This is a genomic window from Halomonas sp. DN3 (assembly GCF_024137905.1).
Lineage (GTDB): Bacteria > Pseudomonadota > Gammaproteobacteria > Pseudomonadales > Halomonadaceae > Halomonas > Halomonas litopenaei.
Genome location: NZ_CP099965.1, coordinates 4,683,716 through 4,703,673, shown reverse-complemented (window position 1 = coordinate 4,703,673; position 19,958 = coordinate 4,683,716). Strand labels below are relative to the sequence as shown.

Sequence of the window (19,958 nt, the reverse complement as noted above, 5' to 3'; positions counted from 1 at the left end):
GTTATCGCTTGGGGTGGAGGCCTAGAAGGCCTCCCATTCGGTTTCGTCTTGTCGCTGGCTTACGCGGGCCTCGGGCTCGCGGCGACCATCGCCGTAGGGGGAGCCGTGGGGAGAGCCGGGGCGGGTGTCTGGGTCAGTGTCGTGGCTGGCGCTCGGCGTCAGCGGCTGCCCCGGCGCGCTTGCCGCAGCGCTTGACGGCATGTCAGGGCCGTCTGTCTCGACCCCTGCTGGCAGGCGGAACACCTCCACCGCGGCGGCCAGCTGGCGCGCCTGCAGCGCCAGGTCTTCGGCGGCGCGTGACACCTGCTGCACCAGCGAGGCGTTCTGCTGGGTGGTCTGGTCCATCTGTACGACCGCCTGGCCGATCTGTCCGATGCCGTCGCTCTGCTCGCGGGAGGCCACGGCGATCTCGTCGACGATGTCGAGCACCCGGCGCACCGAGCCGACCACCTCGGTCATGGTCTCGCCGGCCTGGCGGGCGAGCCGGGTACCGCCGTCGACACGGCTGGTGGAGGTCTCGATCAACGACTTGATGCGACCGGCGGCCTCGGCGCTGCGACTGGCCAGGCTGCGGACCTCGCCGGCGACCACCGCGAAGCCGCGGCCCTGTTCGCCGGCCCGTGCCGCCTCCACCGAGGCGTTGAGCGCCAGGATGTTGGTCTGAAAGGCGATGGCGTCGATCATCCCGGTGATCTCGCTGATCTGGCGCGAGTCCTGGCTGATGGTTTCCATGGTCTCCACCACCTGGCTGACCACCTGGCCACCCTGCTCGGCGGTGGTTGAAGCCTGGCTTGCCAGGTGGCGTGCCTGGCCGGCGTTGTCGGCGTTCTGGGACACCGTGGTGGTGAGCTGCTCCATGCTGGCGGCGGTCTGTTCGATGGAGGCCGCCTGCTGTTCGGTGCGGGTCGCCAGGTCGACATTGCCCGAGGCGATCTCGTGGCTGCCGCCGGCCATGCGCGTGCCGCCCCGGCGGACTTCGCTGACGGTCTGGCCAAGCTTGTGCTGCATCTCCTGCATGGCGCGAAACAGCTGGCTAATCTCGTTGTCGCCCCGCACCTGGATCGGTCGCGACAGGTCGGCGTGGGCGATGGCGTCCAGGCTCTCCACCGCCCGTGCCAGCGGCTTGATCACCAGGCTTTTCAGCAGCAGGTAGGCGCCGGCGATGGCCAGCAGGATCATCGCCAGGGCCGCCAGCTCAAGCCCGCGATCCAGGCGTGACTGGCGCTCGAAGTCGCTGAGGATGGCGTCGCCACGGTCGTCGGCGTAGCTGCCGAATTCATCGAGCGCCTGGCTGAGCTCGGCAAGTTCCGGGGCAAGCGCCAGGCTACCGGCCTCGAAGCTCTCGCTGTCGCCATCGCGCAGTGCCTCGATCAGTTCGACGGCGCCGTCCATGACCACCGGGTAGCGTTGTTCGATGCGTCCGCCGACGGCCTCACCCTGGGAGGTGCGCGGCACCGCTGCGAAGCGGTCGAAGTAGGACTCGGCACTGACGATCAGCTCCTGGGCCCTGCCCAGCCGATCCTGGTGCTGGCTGGTGGCGGCGACCTCGATCTCCAGCAGTGCCTCATTGAGCAGGGCGTCACCGCGATTGACCGCGTTGAGCTGCTCGACGTTGATGCGGTTGAGCAGCGACAGGGTCTCGGCGGCCTTGTGACTGCTCAGCATGCCGATCCCCAGGCCGATGACCGAGGCGACCAGCAGGCAGGCCAGCATCACGACCATCAGGGTGTGCAGGCGAATATTGCGTAGTAGTGACACGGTGAACTCCTTGAGCGAATACGCCCTTCCCTGGGCGACCATCAGACGCGCTGGGCACGCCCTGCGGCGGCGACCAGCGCGAGAATCCTCGGCGCCACCTCGGGCAAGGCGACGGTTTCGTCCGCCCCCCCCAGGGCGATGGCTTCTCGCGGCATGCCGAATACCACGCAGCTGGCCTCGTCCTGGGCCAGGGTGGAAGCGCCGGCCTGGCGCATCTTTACAAGGCCGGCGGCGCCGTCCTTGCCCATGCCGGTGAGCAGTACGCCCACCGCGTTGGCGCCGGCCAGGCGTGCCACCGAGTCGAACATCACGTCCACCGAGGGGCGGTGGCGATTGACCGGCGGTCCGTCGTGCAGTCGGGCGATGTAGTTGGCGCCACTGCGGGCCAGCTCCAGGTGCATGTCACCCGGGGCGATGTAGGCGTGGCCGGGCAGCAGGCGCTCGCCGTCGCTGGCCTCCTTGACCGAGATCTGGCACAGCCGGTCCAGGCGCTCGGCGAACGAGCGGGTAAAGCCGCCGGGCATATGCTGGGTGATGATGATGGCGGGGCTCGCCGCCGGCAGCGGCTCGAGCACCTGGCGGATGGCCTCGGTACCGCCGGTGGAGGCGCCGATGGCGACCAGCTTCTCGCTGCCGATGATGGGTGCCGACAGGCGCCTGGGCGGCTCCTGGGTCGGGCGTGTCTGGCGGGGGCGCGAGCGTGCCGCGGCGCGGATCTTCGCAGCGATGTCATTGGCGTAGTCGAGCATGCCGTCGCGGATGCCCAGGGTCGGCTTGGCGACAAAGTCCACCGCACCCAGCTCCAGCGCGCGCAGGGTGATGTCGGAGCCAGCCTGGGTCAGCGACGACACCATCAGTACCGGCATCGGGCGCAGTCGCATCAAGCGCTCGAGAAAGTCGAGGCCATCCATGCGTGGCATTTCCACGTCCAGGGTCAGCACGTCCGGGTTGTGGCGCTTGATCAGATCCCGCGCCACCAGCGGATCGGGCGCCACCGCCACGACCTCCATGTCCGCCTGGGACTGGATGATTTCCTTCAACAGGTTGCGAATCAGGGCCGAGTCATCGACGCACAACACCTTGATCTTGGGGGCGCTCAAGCAGCTCTCCTAGGGGGATGGGCCAGTATCTGTGTTATCGGCTGCCGGGGAGGGATCTTTAGGCGTCGTTCAGCGCCCGGCCAGTCGATAGACGGTCTGGCCACGCAGCCGGAAGGCGTCGCTGATCTGGGAGAAGTTCTCCGAATGGCCGGCGAACAGCAGACCGTCGGGCTTGAGCAGCGGTGCGAAGCGTTCGAGGATCCGCGTCTGGGTCGGCTTGTCGAAGTAGATCATCACGTTACGGCAGAAGATCGCGTCAAACTTGCCTTCCAGGCCCCAGCTCGGGGCGAGCAGGTTGAGCGACTGGAACGCAACGCGTTGGCTGACCTCGGGATGAATCCGCGCCATGCCCTCGTGGCGGCCCTTGCCGCGCAGGAAGTGGCGCCGCTTGAGGCCCTCGTCCAGCCGCGAGAGCTGCTCGATGCTGTAGACCCCGGCGCGGGCCCGGGCCAGGGCGTCGGTGTCGATATCGGTGGCGATGACCTCGAACTTGCTGGTATTGCCGCTGAAGACATCGCTCAACGTCATGGCGATGGAGTAGGGCTCCTCGCCGGTGGAGGCGGCGGCACACCACACTCGGTAACCGCCGGTACGGCCACTGGCGTGCTCGGCCAGCAGCGGAAAATGGTGGGCCTCTCGGAAGAAGGCCGTCAGATTGGTGGTCAAGGCATTGGTGAACGCCTCCCATTCCCTGGCATCCGGACGTCGTTCGAGTCTTTCCAGATAGTCGCTGAAGCGGGTCAGACCATGATGGCGCAGGCGCTTGGCCAGACGGCTGTAGACCATCTCGCGCTTGTGCTCGGCCAGCACGATGCCGGCCCGCTCATGGATCAGCTGACGAATGCGGCTGAAGTCGCGCTCGGTCAGCAGCAGGTCACGCTCGAGCGAGGGGATCCCCTCGCTCGTGCTCCAGCTGCCTGGTGGTGCCAGGGGCTCGTTCAAAAGGCTTCCCACTCCTCATGGTGTGTCTGGGCGGCAGGCGCCGGCTCGCGTCGCGGCGCACTGTCGTCGGTCCGTGGTTCCTGACGCTCGCGCTTCTCGCTCACCGTTTCCTGGGCCGAGCCCTTCAGGCGGAAGGCGCGAATGGCGAAGGCCAGTGCCTCGCTGTGGGCACGCAGCTGGTAGGCGGCGGCGGCGGAGGTCTGGACCCGGGCGGCGTTCTGCTGGGTCACCTGGTCCATCTCGGTCACCGCCTGGTTGATCTGGACGATGCCGTTGCTCTGCTCGTTGGAGGCCGCGGTGATCTCCGCCATGATGTCATTGACCCGGGTGGTGGCTTCCATGACTTCGGTCATGGAGGCTTCGGCCTGGCGCACCAGTTCGGCGCCGCCGTCGACCCGCTGGTTGGCGTCGTCGATCAGCCCACGGATCTCGCTGGCGGCGTCGGCGCTGCGGCCGGCCAGCTTGCGTACCTCGCCGGCCACCACCGCAAAGCCACGACCCTGCTCGCCGGCCCGGGCGGCTTCCACCGAGGCATTCAGCGCCAGGATATTGGTCTGGAAGGCGATGGCATCGATGGTGGAGATGATCTCCGCCATCTTGCGCGAGCCCTCGGTGATCTCGCCCATGTTGCCCACCAGGCGCTGCATCAGCTCGCTGGTGGCCTGGGTGCGCTCGGCGTTGTCCGAGGCAAGACCGCTGGCCTGACGCGCGTTGTCGCTGTTGTGGGCGACGGTGGTGGTCATCTCTTCCATGCTGGCGGCGGTTTGCTGCAGCGATGACGCCTGTTGCTCGGTACGCGCCGACAGGTCCTCGTTGCCCCTGGCGATATCGGCTACCGCCGGGGTGACCTGGCCGATGGCCTTGTTGACGTCGCCGATGATGCTGCCGAGGCTCTTGCGCATCACGTCGAGGCCGGCGATCACGCGGCCCATCTCGTCGCGCCGGGCGCTGGGCACTTCGGCGCCCAGGTTGCCCGAGGCGATCTGCAGGCTGAAACGCTCCACTTCGCGCAGCGGCTTGAGCATGGCACGCAGGGTCAGGCCACCGATCAACACCAGCAGCAGAAGGCCCGCACCGAGCACCCCGGCCAGTACCATCAGCATGGTCTGCTGCATCCGGCTGGCTTTTGCCGCCAGGGCGTTGGCGGCGGCCTGCTTGTCCTGGATCAGGGTGGTGACCCGGTCGGACAGCGCCTTGCCCTCGGCCTCTACCACGCCGATGTGGTTGGGCAGGGCGACGAACACCTCGTAGCTGTCCTCACCCGTGAGGATCTCGATCGACTTGCCCAGCGAGTTCTCCAGGTACTCATTGAGCTGGCGCTCGAAGATGTCGGCCAGGGCGGTCTGGTTGACCTCGCGCTCGCGATAGCGCTCCCACAGTCCGCCGAGGCTCTGCTGGATCACCGAAAGCTCGGCGGCGTGCTCCTCACGCTTGTCCATCAGCGCCATGCGCTCCTTGCCCACCAGCGACGAATACCCCTGGGTGATCAGTTGATCCATGCGCTGCAGGCTGGCGACGTCCTGCAGGCCGTCCTGGTGGATGGACGCCAAATAGCCCACCGACTGACGCTCGGCGTAGAGCCCGATCGCACCGCTGGCCGCCAGCAGCACCGCCGCCACCCCGATCAGCCCGATCAGACGCGCCTTCATGCTCTTGAGGTTCAGCCGTCCCAGGGCGCCGAAAAGCCCGCGCCGGCGTAGCTGGCCCTGGCGCAGGGCGTAGCGGGGGCGGCGCTTGCCGGCGCGGTAGTCGGCGTAGGCGCGCTCGGCCAGGGCGATCTCGTCGCTCGATGCCTTGACCCGCACCGAGGCGTAGCCGACCACCTCGCCGCCCTCTTCCAGCGGCGAGACGCTGGCCCTGACCCAGTAGTAGTCGCCGTTCTTGCGGCGGTTCTTGACCAGTCCCTGCCAGGTCCTGCCGGCCTGAAGGCACTTCCACAGGTCGGCGAAGGCGGCTGGCGGCATCTCGGGGTGGCGCACCACATTGTGGTGTTCGCCGATCAGTTCGTCGCGGGCAAAGCCGCTGACCTCGATGAAGGCCGGGTTGGCGTAGGTGATCCGGCCCTGGAGGTCGGTGCGGGAGATCAGGAAATGATCGTCATCGAGCACGAATTCCCGCTGGGTGGTCGGTTGATTGTTTCGCATCTTGCCCCCTGCATGGTCGTTTTCTTGTGTGGTTGTCGCGGGTGCTGCCCGAGGTCATTAGGGGTGTCCCCGGGCAGCCCTGAGTGAGGTCGTCAGAACGACTCCCACTCGTCGTCGCTGCTGCTGTCGTGCTGGCTGGTGCTGGTACTGGTGTTGCTGTTGGTCTGGCCGGCTCGGGGTCTTTGCCCGGCGTGGCGGCTGGCCTCGGCGTCGCGCTGGCTCGATCGCAGTGCCGGCATCCAGCGGGCCAGTTCGTCCTGGCTGTTGTCGGCATCGGCCCCGCTGTCGGCCAGCTGGAAGCGGCTCATGGTGGCGGCCAGACGGCTGGCCTCGGCTTCGAGCTGGTTGGAGGCCGAGGCGGCCTGCTGCACCATCTGGGCGTTCTGCTGGGTCACCTGCTCCATCTGGTTGATGGCGTCGTTGACCTGGCCAATGCCGTGGCTCTGCTCGCTGGTGGCCGAGGCGATCTCGTCCATGATGTCGCTGACGCGAGTGACCGAGGTGACCAGTTCCTGCATCACCTGGCCGGCCTCATCCACCAGTTCGGTGCCCGAGCCGACCTGATTCAGCGAGGCGTCGATCAGCTCGCGAATCTCCCGTGCCGCCTCCGACGAGCGGCTGGCCAGCTTGCGCACCTCCTCGGCGACCACCGCAAAGCCGCGGCCGTGCTCGCCGGCCCGCGCCGCCTCCACCGAGGCGTTCAGCGCCAGGATGTTGGTCTGGAAGGCGATGGCGTCGATGGTGCCGACGATGTCGGCGACGCGATGAGAGCCCGAGCGAATGTCGTGCATGGTGGTGACCACACTTTGCATCACCTCGCCGCCGCGGCCGGCGGCGCTGCTCGCTTCATTGGCCAGTTGGCTGGCCTGGCGGGCGTTGTCGGCGTTCTGGCTGACGGTGGAGGACAGCTCCTCCATGCTCGAGGCGGTCTCCTCCAGCGAGGCGGCCTGCTGTTCGGTGCGGGCGGACAGGTCGTTGTTGCCGCCGGCGATATGCTGGGCACCCTGGTAGATCAGGTTGCCGCTGTCGCGTACCGCGCCCACGGTGCCGGCCAGCCCCGCCTGCATCTTGGCCAGCGAGGCGTAGAGACGGCCGATCTCGTTGTTGCCGCGCTCGGGAATCTGCTGGTCCAGGCGGCCGGACTCCACCGCTTCGAAGTAGCCGACCAGCCGCCCCAGCGGACGAATCACGTTGACCGTGACACCCCAGAGCACCGCACCGATGGTCAGGGCGGCGACGATCAGCACGGCGACGATGGCCCACTGCAGCAGCCCCATGTTCTCGAGGAAGGTGTCGTAGAGCGCGGCGCCGTTGCTCTCGGCGGCGACGAAGAAGTCCACGGCTGCCTGGTAGAAGGCGTCGCTGAGCGCGATCAGGCCTTCACGATTCTGGGTGAAGGCGTCGGTGTCGCCCTCTGCCAGCGCCGCCCGCTGCGGGACCAGCCCCTGGTCGACCAGGGCGCGGAAGGCCGCTTCCACCCCGGCGATGCGCTCGGCCTGTTCGGGGCGGCTCGGCAGCGCCATGAACTCGGCGAAGGTGGCCTCCAGGGTGGCCAGGTCGTCGTCGAGGGCATCCGCCGCCTCGATCAGCGGTTCCCGCTCGTCCGGCCACACCGCGTCGAGCAGTCCGGCCTGGATGTCGCGTAGCTCGAGCTGCAGGAACAGTTGCTGGGAGTTGGCCCGGTTGAGGGCGGATTGCTGGTCGACGTTGACCTCGTTCAGGCGCTGGATCGAGTCTTCGCTGAGCGAGGTGATATAGAGGCCGAGGGCGCTGAGCAGCGCCACCAGCAGGGCGAAGGTGCCCAGTACCAGCGTCCAGCTCAGCCTTACCGTCATGTCATTGAGTCGCTTCACGTGCCTTTCCTGTACGGGCGTCGTTTCAAGGGTCCAGGGACCGGATAGATCGGGAGCAGAGGGCGTCAGGCACCGTCACCGGCGTGTTCGACCAGGGCCATTTCGTCGCTGGTCAACAGCTTGTCGATGTCCACCAGCACCAGCATGCGGTCCTCGAGGCTGCCCAGGCCGCTCAGGTAGTCCGACGACAGGGTCACGCCGAACTCCGGGGCCGGCTTGATCTGTTCCGGGGCCAGAGTCATCACGTCGGATACCGCATCGACCACGATGCCCACCACGCGGGTGCCCACGTTGACCACGATCACCACGGTCTGGCCGCCGTACTCGACCCGCTCCAGGCGGAACTTGATGCGCAGATCGACGATGGGAACGATGACCCCGCGCAGGTTGGTCACGCCCTTGATGAAGGCCGGGGCGTTGGCGATGCGGGTGACGTTCTCGTAGCCGCGGATCTCCTGGACCTTGAGGATGTCGATGGCGTATTCCTCGTCGCCCAGGGAGAACACGAGGAATTCACGATGGCTCAGGTCGGTGGCCGCCTGTGCTGCCAGATCGGTGTGCTGGTTCATGCTGAAAGGTCCTCCGTCAGGGGCTGGGATTCAGGCAAAAGGTGGGCGCCGCGAGTATCGTGGTGGCGTCGCTGTTTCTTCTCGCGGTCGAGGCGGTGCAGGTCGGCGATGTCCAGGATCAGCGCCACGCTGCCGTCACCCAGGATGGTGGCGGCGGACACGCCCGGCACCCGCCGGTAGTTGGTTTCCAGGTTCTTGACCACCACCTGCTGCTGGCCGATCAGGTCGTCCACCAGCAGGGCGTAGCGGCGCCCTTCGCCCTGGACGATGACGGCGATGGTCTCGGTGATCTCGGTGCGGGCGTTGGCCACGTCCAGCGCCGAATGGACCGCCACCACCGGCAGGTACTCGTCGCGCACCTGCAGTACCTGGTCGTCGCCGGCCATGGCGTAGAGGTTGTCGCGGGAGGGCTGCAGCGACTCCAGCACCGCCGACAGCGGCAGGATGAAGGTCTCCTCGCCGACCCGAATCGACATGCCGTCGAGGATCGCCAGGGTCAGCGGCAGCACGATGCGAGTGGTGGTGCCCTGGCCCTGGCGCGACAGGATCTCGACGTGACCGCCCATGGCCTGGATGTTGCGCTTGACCACGTCCATGCCGACCCCGCGGCCGGACACGTCGCTGACCTGGGCGGCGGTGGAGAAGCCGGGGGCGAAGATCAGCTGCCACACCTCGTCATCGCTCATCGCGTCGGAGACGTTCAGGCCGCTTTCGCGGGCCTTGGCCAGGATGCGCTCGCGGTCCAGGCCGGCGCCGTCGTCGATCACCTCGATCAGGATGTTGCCGCCCTGGTGCTGGGCCGACAGGGTCAGCCGCCCGGTCGCCGGCTTGCCGGCGGCAAGACGCGCCTCGGGCGACTCGATGCCGTGGTCCAGGCTGTTGCGTACCAGGTGGGTCAGGGGGTCGATGATGCGCTCGGTCAGGCTCTTGTCGAGCTCGGTGGACTCGCCCTCGGTGGTCAGCTCCACGTCCTTGTCGAGCTTGGAGGCCAGGTCGCGGACCAGCCTCGGATAGCGGCTGAAGACGTAGTCCATCGGCACCATGCGTACCGACATCACCGCCTCCTGCAGATCCCGCGCATTGCGCTGCAACAGGCTCATTCCGTTGAGCAGGCGCGGATCGGCGGCGGCGTCGAGCTCGCTGACGGTCTGGTCGAGCATCGACTGGGTGATGATCAGCTCACCGACCAGGTTGATGATCTGGTCGACCTTGTCCACCGAGACGCGGATGGAGCTGGCCTCCTTGACCGGCTTGGCGCTGGCCTTGCGCTGCTGGCGCGGCAGGGACGAGCCGGCATCCGCGGTCGTGGCAGCAGCGGCGGCGGTCGTGACAGCAGCAGTGGCAGCAGCGGTGCTGCCCGCATCCGAGCCGGGCGCCGCAGCGACTGGCTCGGCCGCAGGCGCTGGGGCGGCGGGGGCTTTTTCTGCGGTATCGCCGGCGCTGTCATCCGCGCTTTCCGGGGCGCTTTCCGGGGCGCTGTCAGTGCCGGTAACAGGGGCTGTGCCAGCGACACTCTGGCAGGGACCTATCTCGACCTGGTCGGCCTCGGCGATAAAACACATCACCGCCTCGATATCCTCGGCGCTGACGCTGGTGGACAGCACCACCTCATGGCGCTGGGCGTCGCCGCGTCGCTCCAGCACCTCGCCGAGCTGGGCCAGCTCTTCCACCAGCAGCTCGCGGTCCTTGTCGGCGACGCCGATCAGCGCCACCACCAGGGCCGTGCCGTCGTCCTGTGCCGGCGCTTCACTGGTGGCGGCTTGATCCGCGGGCGAGTAGGCGGGCGCAGCCGTCGCCGCCGGGGCGGGGGCCGGATCAGCCGCTGCCGCCGCAGGTGCCGCAGGCTCGGCGCCGCCGTCCAGCGCCTGGCCGATCTCTTCCAGCGCCAGGGTCTTCAGGGTCTGACAGATGCGCTCGTAGGCCTCCTGGTCCGGCGCCTGTTCGTTGCGGTAGGCGTCGAGCTGGTCGTTGAGCATGTCCTTGGTTTCCAGAAAGGTGTCGACGATGTCGGGGCGAAGGCGCAGCTCGCCGCGCCGGGTATGGTCGAGCAGGTTCTCGAACAGGTGGGTGGTGCGCTGCAGGATCTCGAAGCCGAACGTACCGGCGCCGCCCTTGATCGAGTGGGCGGCGCGGAAGATGGCGTTGAGCTGCTCGGTGTCCGGCGCTGCTGGGTCCAGCTCCAGCAGATGGCGTTCCATGTCCGCCAGCAGTTCTTCGGCTTCCTCGAAGAAGGTGTCGTAGAAGTCGGTGATATCCATGCCTGTGTCACCCTTGTTCTGGTTCAGTGCGGCTCGTCTGGCGGCGACGCTGGGGAATTGGCCAGGGCGGTGTGAAAGCGTGCCTCGATGTCCTCGAGGGGACCGGCGAGCTGGGCCTCACCGCCGCCCCTGGCGGGCCTGGGGGCTCGCGGATCCAGGGTGCCGGGGTGGCGAATCAGCTCGGCGACGCTGGGAAACAGCACCACCAGTTCGATACGTCGATTGATCGGGTCATCGGCGTCGGTGCCAGGCATCACCACCTGGTCGGCGAGGCCTGCCACCCGCAGCAGCTTGTCGCCCTCGAGGCCGCCATCGAGCAGCTCCCGGCGCGAGGCGTTGGCGCGGTCAGAGGAAAGCTCCCAGTTGCTGTAGCCGCCCCGGCCGTTCAGGTAGGCCAGGCTGTCGGTATGGCCACTGATGCTCAGGTCGTTGGGCAGGTCGTTGAGCAGCGGCGCCATGGTGCGCAGCAGATTGCGCAGGTAGGGCGCCACGCGGTCGCTGCCGAGGGCAAACATCGGCCGCTGCTCGTCGTCCAGCAACTGGATGCGCAGCCCCTCCTGGGTCATGTCGAAGCGCAGCTGGTCACGTAGTCCGCGAAGGCTGGGGTCCTGCTGGATGGCCAGCTCGATGCGCTGCTGCAGGTCACGGAAGGCGCGTCGTTGCTGCTCGCTGGGGCGGGTCTGGCGCTTGAGGTCGATGCGCATGCGCTCGCCCTGCTGGCTGGTCACGTCGGGCCCACCGCCGGGGATGACCTGGGGGCTCATGGCCACGCTGTCGCCATTGGTCATGGCGGCCAGCAGCGGCATGCTGAAGTAGTCGGCCACGCCCTCGCGGGTCTCGCGGCTGGCGGAAGACAGGATCCACATCACCAGAAAAAGCGCCATCAGCGCCGTCATGAAGTCAGCCAGGGCGATCTTCCAGCTACCGCCATGGTGGCGATGCACCACCTTCTTGCGGCGGATGATGATCGGCCGGCGCTGGTTGGGGCTGCTCATGCGGCCCCCGCGCTGGCCTTGGCGTCACGCACATGGTCCTCGAGCTCCTTGAAGCTCGGGCGTTCGCTGGTGTGCAGCGCCTTGCGGCCGAACTCCACCGCCAGCTGCGGCGGATAGCCGTGCAGGCTGGCCAGCAGGGTGACCCTCAGGCACTGCAGCATCTTGATCGACTCGCCGGTCTGGCGTTCGATGCGGTAGGCCAGCGGGCTGATGAAGCCATAGCCGAGCAGGATGCCGAGGAAGGTGCCGACCAGGGCGTGGGCGATCATCACCCCCATCTCGGCGGGATCGGCGGCGGTGACGCTCAGCGCCTTCACCACCCCCATCACCGCGGCGACGATGCCGAAGGCGGGCATGGAATCGCCGACCTTGGCGATGGCGTCGGCAGGAATATGCGCCTCCTGCTCGAACATCTCGATCTCGTGGAGCATCAGCTCGTCGATTTCCATCGGGTCCATGCTGCCGGCCACCATCAAGCGCAGGTAGTCGGTCAGGAAGTTCATGATCATCGGGTCGGCGACGACCTTGGGGTACTCGCTGAACAGCGCACTCTCAGCAGGGTTGTCGATATCGCGCTCGATGCCCAGCATGCCGTCGCGGCGCACCTTGGCCAGCAGCCGGTAAAGCAGCGCCATCAACTCCATGTACATGGCCTTGTCGTAGCGCTTGGAGCGCCTCAGACGAGGGAAGATGCGGAAGGTCGCCTTGAGCGCCTTGCCGTGGTTGGAGGCGATGAAGGCGCCGACGCCGGCGCCACCGATCATCAGCAGTTCGGTCGGCTGGAACAGCGGGCCGAGGCTGCCGCCGGAGAGCACAAAGCCCCCGAATACCGACAGCAGCACGACCGCGAATCCAATAGGTATCAGCACGACGACTATCCTTTGCAGAGACGTGGAAGACGTTCTGCTTCAGTTATCGGCGTGCCGGCGACAGACTTGAGCCGTGAAATCACCGTTCAACGAAAAAATATGCAGGATCGGTGGGCCCAAGGAAGAAGGGGAGAGAGTGAAGACAGAGTGAAGGCAGAGAGAGAGCGGAGACAGGGAGTGAGGGGCGTAGGTCGAAGGGTGCAGTGAGAACGGAGCAGTGAGAACGGAGCAGGGCGGATAACCGCGGACTGGACTGCCGCAGGGCGCTCCGACAAGGAGTCACCCTGCAGCCTGCGATGCTAAAGAGGGTTCAAGCCAGATGCTTGACCGGCCCTGCAATCGCTGGCGTCTCTGCCGCCTTGGCGGCCTCGTCCTTCTGCGCCTGGCGACGGCGGGTCTTGCCGGCGCGGGACGGTGGCTGGCAGATGCCGCAGACGTAGTCGTGGCTCGGCGAGTGAGCGTGGGCCACGAAGTTGCCATGACAACGGGTGCAGGGCGTCAACTGCAGCAGGTCGCTTTCAAAAAAGCGGATCAGCGTCCAGGCCCGGGTCAGCCCCAGCACCGGCTCGGCGGCGTCGATGTCGATCTGCTCGGTGTACAGCCGGTAGGCCTTGACGAAGGCCTCCATGCGCTCGCAACCCTGGTCCTGCAGGCGCTGATAGAAGGCGTAGAACAGCGACGAGTGGATGTTCGGCAGCCAGGTGATGAACCAGTCGGTGGAAAACGGCAGCATGCCCTTGGGGGGTGACATGCCGCGGACCTCCTTGAACAGCCGGATCAGGCGGGCCCGACTGAGGTCGGTCTCGGTTTCCAGTACCTGCAGACGCGCACCGAGTTCGATCAGGTCGATGGCGAGCTGCACCTGATGCATCTCCTGGACCAGGCTCTTGGTGCTCATGTCAGCGCGCCTCCGGTAGAGGCCGCGCTGCAAGCCATCAACAGCGAGGAGTGGAGGTGGGCCAGGCCCTGTTCCCGCGGGTTGTCCACCACCTGACGCAACTGCTCGGTGGAGCCGAGCCCCAGTTGGCAGAGCAGCTGGTTGGTGCGTGACAGTCGGGTCAACTGGCGTGCATTGAAGCTTTCCAGCAGCTCGGCCTGTTCTTCGCTGATGTTCAGACGTAGACGGGCGGTGGTGCGGTCTTCGGCCAACAGACGTTGGGCCAGTAGAAGATAGGCAAGATTCAACTCCTGAATCTCGTCGATCAGTGACTGATTGCTCATGGGTTCCCTGCCTTGATCGTTTTTTTTTGCTGATCATCGCCAGCTTTAGGTATTGCCGATATACCTGTTGAGGTGCGGACGGACACTATCGGAACTTTTTGACGTTTAAGTGTCAGGTCCAAGTCCACCATGTGAGGTATTGTCGATTGCTATCAGTGTGGCGCAAGGCAGGAGGGAGGAAAAAGCTTCAACGGTGTCCGTATGATGTGTATCAAGAAAAGTGAATATTCAAAGAAAACCGACATTTACGACGCCATAAAAACCCAAGTTTACTTAAGTATGTACATTTTGTTACGCGCTGTTTCGCGAGTCGCTCGCATTTAGCTCGCCCACCCACACCAGCAATTCGGCGATCACCTGGTAGAGACGAGGGGGGATCTGCTCGTCCAGATCGAGCTGCATCAACAGGCCCACCAGCGCCGGTTCGTCGTGGACGTGGATGCCCTGGCGGCGAGCTTCGTCGATGATGCGCTCGGCGATATCGCCGTAGCCCTTGGCGATCACCCTCGGTGCCTGATCATTTTCACCATAGCTCAGCGCCACCGCATGGCGGCGCGAGGGGGTGGGTTGGTCATCGCTCACTTCGCAAGCTCCTCGGCGAATCCACGGTCGCCCTCGGTGATGGTCAGCTCCACCCGGGCGAAGCCATGACCCTCGAGGCGCTGTATCAGCGTTTCGCGCCCCTGCTCGAGTCGATCCCTCAGCGCCTCGGCGGACGTCGCCAGGCGCAGGCTCAGGTGCTCTTCACCGAGCATCGCGGACACCCTGAGCGAGCCATGTTCGGCCAGCTCGAGTTCCAGCTCGGTGCGCCAGGCGTGTTCCTCGTCCTTGTTGTCGTCGCGGCCCTTGCCGCCGCCCTGATGATCCGGCTCCCGTTGCGGGGGATGGATGGCGAGCGCCATGAACAGGCCGCTCCAGACATCGCCTTCCCAGCGCAGCACCGGGGTGGCCAGCATCTCGAGCTGGTGGCGTACCAAGGGGGCGAGGCTCTCGTGGACGCCGTTTGGGGATGCGCCCTCGCGCCGGGCGGCGGCATCGTCCGATGTGCTCGAGACGCCCTGGGCGCCCTGGGCATCGACGGCGATCGTCGTCGCCAGGCTGGGCAGATAGCCGGCCGGCTGGGAGCTGCGCCAGGGCGCCAGCGGGAAAGCGGGCGCCATGTTCTGTCGAGAGCTCGGTTGAGTACTCGGTTGAGAGCCCGATTGAGAGCTCGGTTGCGTGTTCGGTTGTCCCGCCATTGCGCCCGCTTGAGTAGAGAGCCGACCAAAGCCTGAAGCGGGGGAGTGCCCAGAGGTCTGAGCATTCGTCTCGCTGGCCATTGGCCGAAATACCAGGGCGCGCCACATCTGGGGCTCCCGGGCCAGCTGGGCGCGGTCCAGGTTGCCGTGAAACCAGCGATTGAGGTGAGACTCGTAGAACAGGCCGCTGTCGCGCACGCGCTCGCCCAGGCGCTCGGCGAGCATCGTGACGGCGGGGCCCGACGGGCCAGTGGCCAGCCCGGCCGTTGAACTGGTCGCCGTGGTTGTCGTGGTTGTCGTGGTTGCCGGGGCGCCGTGTGTGGCGCCTGGCGTCGACGGCGCCCCGCTCGGGGCCGCCTGTTGGGCGGGGCTCGCCGGTAGCAGGGGGCCCGTCGATGTTAGCGCCGAGGGCGGCGCCGGAAAACGCGCCAGCAGCTCGGCGATGCGAGCGCCGGGTGCGCTCAATCGAGTGATGGTCGAGGCGGGACGATCGCTGTCGGTGGGGACCTCGGCGTTCGGCGTTGCCGGGCGCTGGCCGGCGGTGGCGGTGGCTTGCTGGGGCCGCCGCGCGTCCAGGCGCGAATCGCTATGGACCGCGCCTGGCCCCCGCCCCGGGTCCACCGGCTGGACCGGGGCGTTGGGGTCCTTGGTCGGGGGCACGTCGACACGCTTGCCCAGCACCTGGTGGAGCAGGGTATCGATCAGCGGTGTGATGCCGCTCACGGCGTCTCGCGTCGAAAGCGGGTGCCGGCGTTGACCACCCGGCCACCGGCGTAGGCGCGGTGCAGGTCCTGCTGGTTGCGCGACACCTTGAGCAGTTCGCCGAGTTCGTCACGGCGGTGGACCAGCTTTTCTCGCAGCGCCAGATCATTGACCAGAATGGCCTCCAGCAGGCTGCCCAGGCGCTGGCGCTCGTCGGCGTCGAGGCTTGCCATCGGTGCCGCGCCATCGGGTGCTGGGTTGTCGAGTGCCGCGCTGTCGAGCGCCGCAACCTGGCTGACATAGTCGCTCTCAATAGCAATCAGCTCGTCCCAGGCGTGGTCGGCGGCCAGCGACAGCATCTGTTCGGTCAGCGCCAGCAGCGCCTCATAGCGAGACAGCAGGGGGGCTTGAACATCTGGGCCTTGGGTATCTGGGCCTTGAGTATCTGGGCCATGGTACTCGGCAAGCGGTGGCATCTAGGACCTCAAGCGCTCAGGAGTGGGTGGTGGTGCCGATCTCGCGCCAGGCCGAGGCGATATCCTCGATCAGGCGTTCGGCTTCGTCGAGGCCACTGGCGTCGTTGCGCAGGTTGGCGTCGAGCAGGCGGCGCGCAATGTAGTCATAGAGGCTGTCGAGCTGCAGTGCCACCTCGCCGCCCTGTTCGCCGTCCAGCACCGCCCGCAGGCCGCTGTTGACGATATCCAGCGCCTTGGAGATAGCGGCGCCCTTGGCCGGAATATTGCCGTCTTCCAGGTGCAGGCGGGCGGCGCGGATCGACGCCTGGGCGCCGTCGAACAGCATCACGATCAACTGGTGGGGGCTGGCCGACATCACGCCGCTCTCCACCCCCATGCGGGCGTAGGCGCCGGCGCCGCGGCCATAGGTGGCCTGTGCTTGTGTCATTGGTTGTCTCCTCGGCTGGGTCTGGCGGGCTCAGGGCTACTGGTTCAGCTGGGCGTTCAGCGCATCGAACTGCTGGGTCAGGTAGCTGCTGGTCTGGTTCATGCTGGCGATCATGCTGTCGAGCTGTCCGAATTGGCTGCGGTAGCGCTCCACGGTGGCGTCGATGCTCTGCTCGGTACGCTCGTACTGGCGGTCGAGACTTTCCATGCGGGTCTCGAGACCGCTGGTGGCGTTGTCGAGCAGGCCGCCGTCATCGAGGATGGCGCCCAGGGTGTCGTCGAGGCTGTCGGACAGGCCGACACCGTCATCGCCACCGGTAAAGAAGTCGGCCAGGTCGCCGCGCTCGCTGGAGATGACCTCGTCCAGGCGCTCGTCATCGAGCTCCAGGGTGCCGTCGAGCTGCAGGGTGATGCCGATATCGCTGAGGGTGCGGAAGTCGCCCTGGGCCACGCCGCCGGACAGGGTGCCGCGCAGCCGCGATTCGATGCTGCGCAGGGTGGCATCGCCGAGCAGCTCGCCCGAGGCACCGCTCTCGGCGTCGAAGCTGGTCAGCGTGCCCATGGTGTCCTTGAGCTCGTTGTAGCTGTCGACGAAGCCGCTGACCGCCTCACGCAGGGCCAGGTTGTTGTACTCCACCTTGACCGTGGTCTCGCCGACGTCGGTCAGGGTCAGGTCGACGCCCTCGATGGCCCCCTCGACGCTGTTGGAGGCACTGGTGATGGTGATGCCGTTGACCGTAAGCTCCGCGTCTTCACCGGCCACCGACTGGTGCATGCCGGGGGCGCTGTCGTCCGCGCCGAGGCTATCCTTGTCGAAGGCCAGCTTGGTCTGCAGCTCGGTGTCGGCAGCGTCATCCGGCGCGAAGCTCACGGCGCTGATCGACGCCTCGGAGCCGGTCTTGTCGCTCGACAGCACCAGACGGTAGGGATTGTCGGCGTCGCCGGTATTGATGATCGAAGCGCTGACGCCGGCCTCGGCGTCATTGATGGCGTCGCGCAGTCCCTCCAGGGTGCTGTCTTCCTGGCTCAGGCTGATCTCGACGGGCTCGCTGTCACCCACCGTCAGGCTCAGTGTGCCGGCGCCCAGCTCGCTGTCCCTGGCGTCGAAGCCGTCGCTGGCCAGGCTCTGGGCGCGAGCCAGCCGGGTCACCTCGACGTCGTAGCGGCCGGGGGTCGCCAGTTCGCTGGCGCTGGCGCTGATACCCTCGCCCTCGACGCTGCTGGACAGGCTCTGGTAAAGCGCCGGGTCGCCGAGCTTGTCGACCGCCTCCTGGAAGCTGGTCAGCGCGCCTTCCAGGGTGCCGTAGGCGGAGATCTTGGCCTCATAGCTCGCCTGCTGGGCCACGATGGGCTCCAGCTGCTTTTGCTCCGCCGCCTCGAGCTGATCGAGCAGCCCGTTGAGGTCGAGACCGGAACCGATGCCGAGCGATGAGATCGAGGCCATGTCGTCCTTCCTGTGTGATGGGGGCAGTGTGACAGAACGCCGGCAGGCCAGTGGCTCGAACAGGCGTCCTTGTGCTTGGTATATCGGGTTATCGGCGGTTGCTCATCGGACTTGAGGGTCAGGCGCCGATGATCACCTCGGCCTGGATCTCGCCCAGCGCGACCAGCGTCTCGCCTTCCACCACGGGGCCCATCAGCGGCTCCCGCGGGACCTGGCTGGGCGGCTTGCCGGCCATGCGCTGCACCCGCGAGGGCCGGCCCTGGTCGTCCAGCGCCAGCACCCAGCCGAGCGAGGCATCGTCAAAGCGCACCAGCGAGCCGATCGGGTACAGGCCGAAGCGCCGGATAAAGCGCTTGACCCAACTTGCGTCGAACTTGTCGGGATGGTCGAGCAGGTAGCGGTAGATCGCCGCGAGACGCCAGGGCGGACGGTCGGGGCGCTGGGCACGCATGGCATCGATGGCGTCGACCACTGCGCTGGCCCGGGCCAGCTCACGCAGCTCGTCGTCGCGGATGCCGGCAGGATAGCCGCTGCCGTCGAGGCGCTCGTTGATCTGGCAGGCGGTGGCCTCGAACACCGATTCGTTGATCCAGGCGCAGTGGCTGAGGCGCTCGCGCAGCCAGCCCACGTGCTGGACCAGGCGATTGCGCTCGGCGTCGCCGAAGGTCGGCGTCAGGCGCAGGGGCTCGGGCAGCAGCACCTTGCCCAGGTCATGGATCATGGCGCTGGCGACGATGGACTTGCGCAGCTCGCCTGGCAGGCTGTCTTCCAGCAGATCGATCAACAGGATCGCCACCGACAGGCCGTGGCGTACCGGCCAGGACTCCCGGGTCAGGAACCTCAGCGCGAACAGCACGCCATCGCGGTCCTCGTCGTACAGGGCCAGCAGATGGTCGGCCTGGCGCGACAGGCGCGGGCCATGGATGCAGCCGCCCTGGACCAGTTCCATCGCCTGGGCGTGCAGGTAGCCGGCTACCCGCGACAGCCGCTGGGTCATGACGGTGGGGTAGGTTTCCGCCTCGCGACGGCCAAGGCGCGGGCCGCGGCGCCCTGCCGGTCGCTGGAACAACGGCGAAGGCGGACGCCTGGAATCCACCCCTTCGGCAATGCGCGCGGCCTCGCGTTCGACCTCGCGTACCAGCTTCCACAGGGTGCGATCCTGGTGGGCCCCGACGCCGACGAAGCGAAAGCCGGCCTCGACCAGGCGCCGCTCGGGGTCGAAGCGATGATGTTGCACGACGGCCTGGAGCGCCAGACGGGTGCCATCGGGAAAGCCCAGCTCAAGGGGCACCGGCAGCTCTCTGTTGGTCAGCACCGGAGCCGCGGTGCGCGGGAGGTCGAGGCGGCAGCCGTCCACCGACAGATCGATCAGGTCGCCATGCAATTCCTGACCATCGTCGATCTTGAGCACCGCCTCGGCGGACATGCCCAGGCGCAGGCGCGCGCGAAAGCTCCGACGGCGCTGCAGCCGCTCCAGCTGGTCCGGATAGGGGCAGCGCCATAGCCGGCGCAGCGGCACGCCCTGGCCGGGGGAGCGGCTGGCTTCCCGCGACAGTTCCGCCTCACTCGGCGCCGTGGTCACCTCACCGTCGGCGGCCGTGAGTGCCGGGGTGCGGGTGATCATGCCCTCGCAGTAGCCGACCAGACGAAAGGACTTGCCCTGCTTAAGCTGGCGGTGAAGGCCCTCCACCGCGGTGATGTCCAGGGTGATGGACTCCCCCGGGGCAACCTCCATCAGCAGCACCGGTGTCGGCGTTCCACTGCCTTCCTCCCACGCCAGCCCTGCCCCCTGGGGGCCGCTCAAGCAGTCCAGCAGCCTGGCGATTTCCTGGGGGGCGCGTACTTCTTCGAATTCTTGTTGGTCCGGCACCAGCGGGACTCCTCGACGACATCTGGCATACGTTGCCTCGGAGTATCGGCAGAATGTGCCGGATCTTTAGGCTGGCAACCTTGCTCTGGCTAA

General features: G+C 67.0%; 17 protein-coding genes. All 17 read right to left on the bottom strand.

Annotation, left to right across the window (positions count from 1 at the left end; translation table 11 throughout):
• Positions 1–21 precede the first annotated feature (21 nt).
• A complete protein-coding gene (locus NKF27_RS20245; RefSeq protein ID WP_253554637.1) occupies positions 22–1,758 on the bottom strand; it encodes a methyl-accepting chemotaxis protein in 1,737 nt (578 codons plus the stop codon).
• 41 nt (positions 1,759–1,799) lie between these two features.
• On the bottom strand, positions 1,800–2,858 hold the full coding sequence (locus NKF27_RS20240) for a chemotaxis response regulator protein-glutamate methylesterase (RefSeq protein ID WP_253554634.1): 1,059 nt from the start codon (positions 2,856–2,858) through the stop codon (positions 1,800–1,802).
• A gap of 69 nt (positions 2,859–2,927) precedes the next feature.
• The gene (locus NKF27_RS20235) at positions 2,928–3,800 is read right to left on the bottom strand and encodes a CheR family methyltransferase (protein ID WP_253554632.1); all 873 of its coding nucleotides are present in this window, start codon (positions 3,798–3,800) and stop codon (positions 2,928–2,930) included.
• The gene (locus NKF27_RS20230; protein WP_253554631.1) at positions 3,797–5,944 is read right to left on the bottom strand and encodes a methyl-accepting chemotaxis protein; all 2,148 of its coding nucleotides are present in this window, start codon (positions 5,942–5,944) and stop codon (positions 3,797–3,799) included. The genes NKF27_RS20235 and NKF27_RS20230 overlap by 4 nt, the downstream gene beginning before the upstream one ends.
• A 92-nt stretch (positions 5,945–6,036) precedes the next feature.
• Positions 6,037–7,797 carry a methyl-accepting chemotaxis protein gene (locus tag NKF27_RS20225; RefSeq protein ID WP_253554630.1) on the bottom strand — a complete coding sequence of 587 codons (1,761 nt, stop codon included), beginning with the start codon at positions 7,795–7,797 and terminating at the stop codon, positions 6,037–6,039.
• 65 nt (positions 7,798–7,862) lie between these two features.
• Positions 7,863–8,366, bottom strand: a complete 504-nt coding sequence (locus NKF27_RS20220) for a chemotaxis protein CheW (RefSeq protein ID WP_045992359.1) — start codon at positions 8,364–8,366, stop codon at positions 7,863–7,865.
• Positions 8,363–10,624 carry a chemotaxis protein CheA gene (gene cheA / locus NKF27_RS20215; protein WP_253554629.1) on the bottom strand — a complete coding sequence of 754 codons (2,262 nt, stop codon included), beginning with the start codon at positions 10,622–10,624 and terminating at the stop codon, positions 8,363–8,365. The genes NKF27_RS20220 and cheA overlap by 4 nt, the downstream gene beginning before the upstream one ends.
• A gap of 23 nt (positions 10,625–10,647) precedes the next feature.
• Positions 10,648–11,619 carry a flagellar motor protein MotB gene (gene motB / locus NKF27_RS20210; protein WP_083970640.1) on the bottom strand — a complete coding sequence of 324 codons (972 nt, stop codon included), beginning with the start codon at positions 11,617–11,619 and terminating at the stop codon, positions 10,648–10,650.
• A complete protein-coding gene (gene motA / locus NKF27_RS20205; protein WP_045994770.1) occupies positions 11,616–12,488 on the bottom strand; it encodes a flagellar motor stator protein MotA in 873 nt (290 codons plus the stop codon). The genes motB and motA overlap by 4 nt, the downstream gene beginning before the upstream one ends.
• Before the next feature lie 310 nt (positions 12,489–12,798).
• Entirely contained in the window at positions 12,799–13,386 is a 588-nt protein-coding gene (gene flhC / locus NKF27_RS20200) for a flagellar transcriptional regulator FlhC (RefSeq protein WP_045994769.1), read from the bottom strand.
• Positions 13,383–13,709 (bottom strand): flagellar transcriptional regulator FlhD, encoded by a 327-nt coding sequence (locus NKF27_RS20195; RefSeq protein WP_045994768.1) that lies wholly within the window; start codon positions 13,707–13,709, stop codon positions 13,383–13,385. The genes flhC and NKF27_RS20195 overlap by 4 nt, the downstream gene beginning before the upstream one ends.
• Positions 13,710–14,000: 291 nt before the next feature.
• A complete protein-coding gene (locus NKF27_RS20190; RefSeq protein ID WP_108448565.1) occupies positions 14,001–14,291 on the bottom strand; it encodes an EscU/YscU/HrcU family type III secretion system export apparatus switch protein in 291 nt (96 codons plus the stop codon).
• A complete protein-coding gene (locus NKF27_RS20185) occupies positions 14,288–15,670 on the bottom strand; it encodes a flagellar hook-length control protein FliK (protein ID WP_253554628.1) in 1,383 nt (460 codons plus the stop codon). Before NKF27_RS20185 ends, NKF27_RS20190 begins: the two co-directional genes overlap by 4 nt.
• Positions 15,667–16,125, bottom strand: coding sequence for a flagellar protein FliT (gene fliT, locus NKF27_RS20180; protein ID WP_253554627.1), 459 nt, complete (start codon positions 16,123–16,125; stop codon positions 15,667–15,669). The genes NKF27_RS20185 and fliT overlap by 4 nt, the downstream gene beginning before the upstream one ends.
• Before the next feature lie 16 nt (positions 16,126–16,141).
• Positions 16,142–16,552, bottom strand: a complete 411-nt coding sequence (fliS, locus tag NKF27_RS20175) for a flagellar export chaperone FliS (RefSeq protein ID WP_045994764.1) — start codon at positions 16,550–16,552, stop codon at positions 16,142–16,144.
• 36 nt (positions 16,553–16,588) lie between these two features.
• Positions 16,589–17,995 carry a flagellar filament capping protein FliD gene (gene fliD / locus NKF27_RS20170; protein ID WP_253554626.1) on the bottom strand — a complete coding sequence of 469 codons (1,407 nt, stop codon included), beginning with the start codon at positions 17,993–17,995 and terminating at the stop codon, positions 16,589–16,591.
• A gap of 118 nt (positions 17,996–18,113) precedes the next feature.
• Positions 18,114–19,865 carry a PilZ domain-containing protein gene (locus NKF27_RS20165; protein ID WP_253554625.1) on the bottom strand — a complete coding sequence of 584 codons (1,752 nt, stop codon included), beginning with the start codon at positions 19,863–19,865 and terminating at the stop codon, positions 18,114–18,116.
• Between the last annotated feature and the right edge of the window lie 93 nt (positions 19,866–19,958).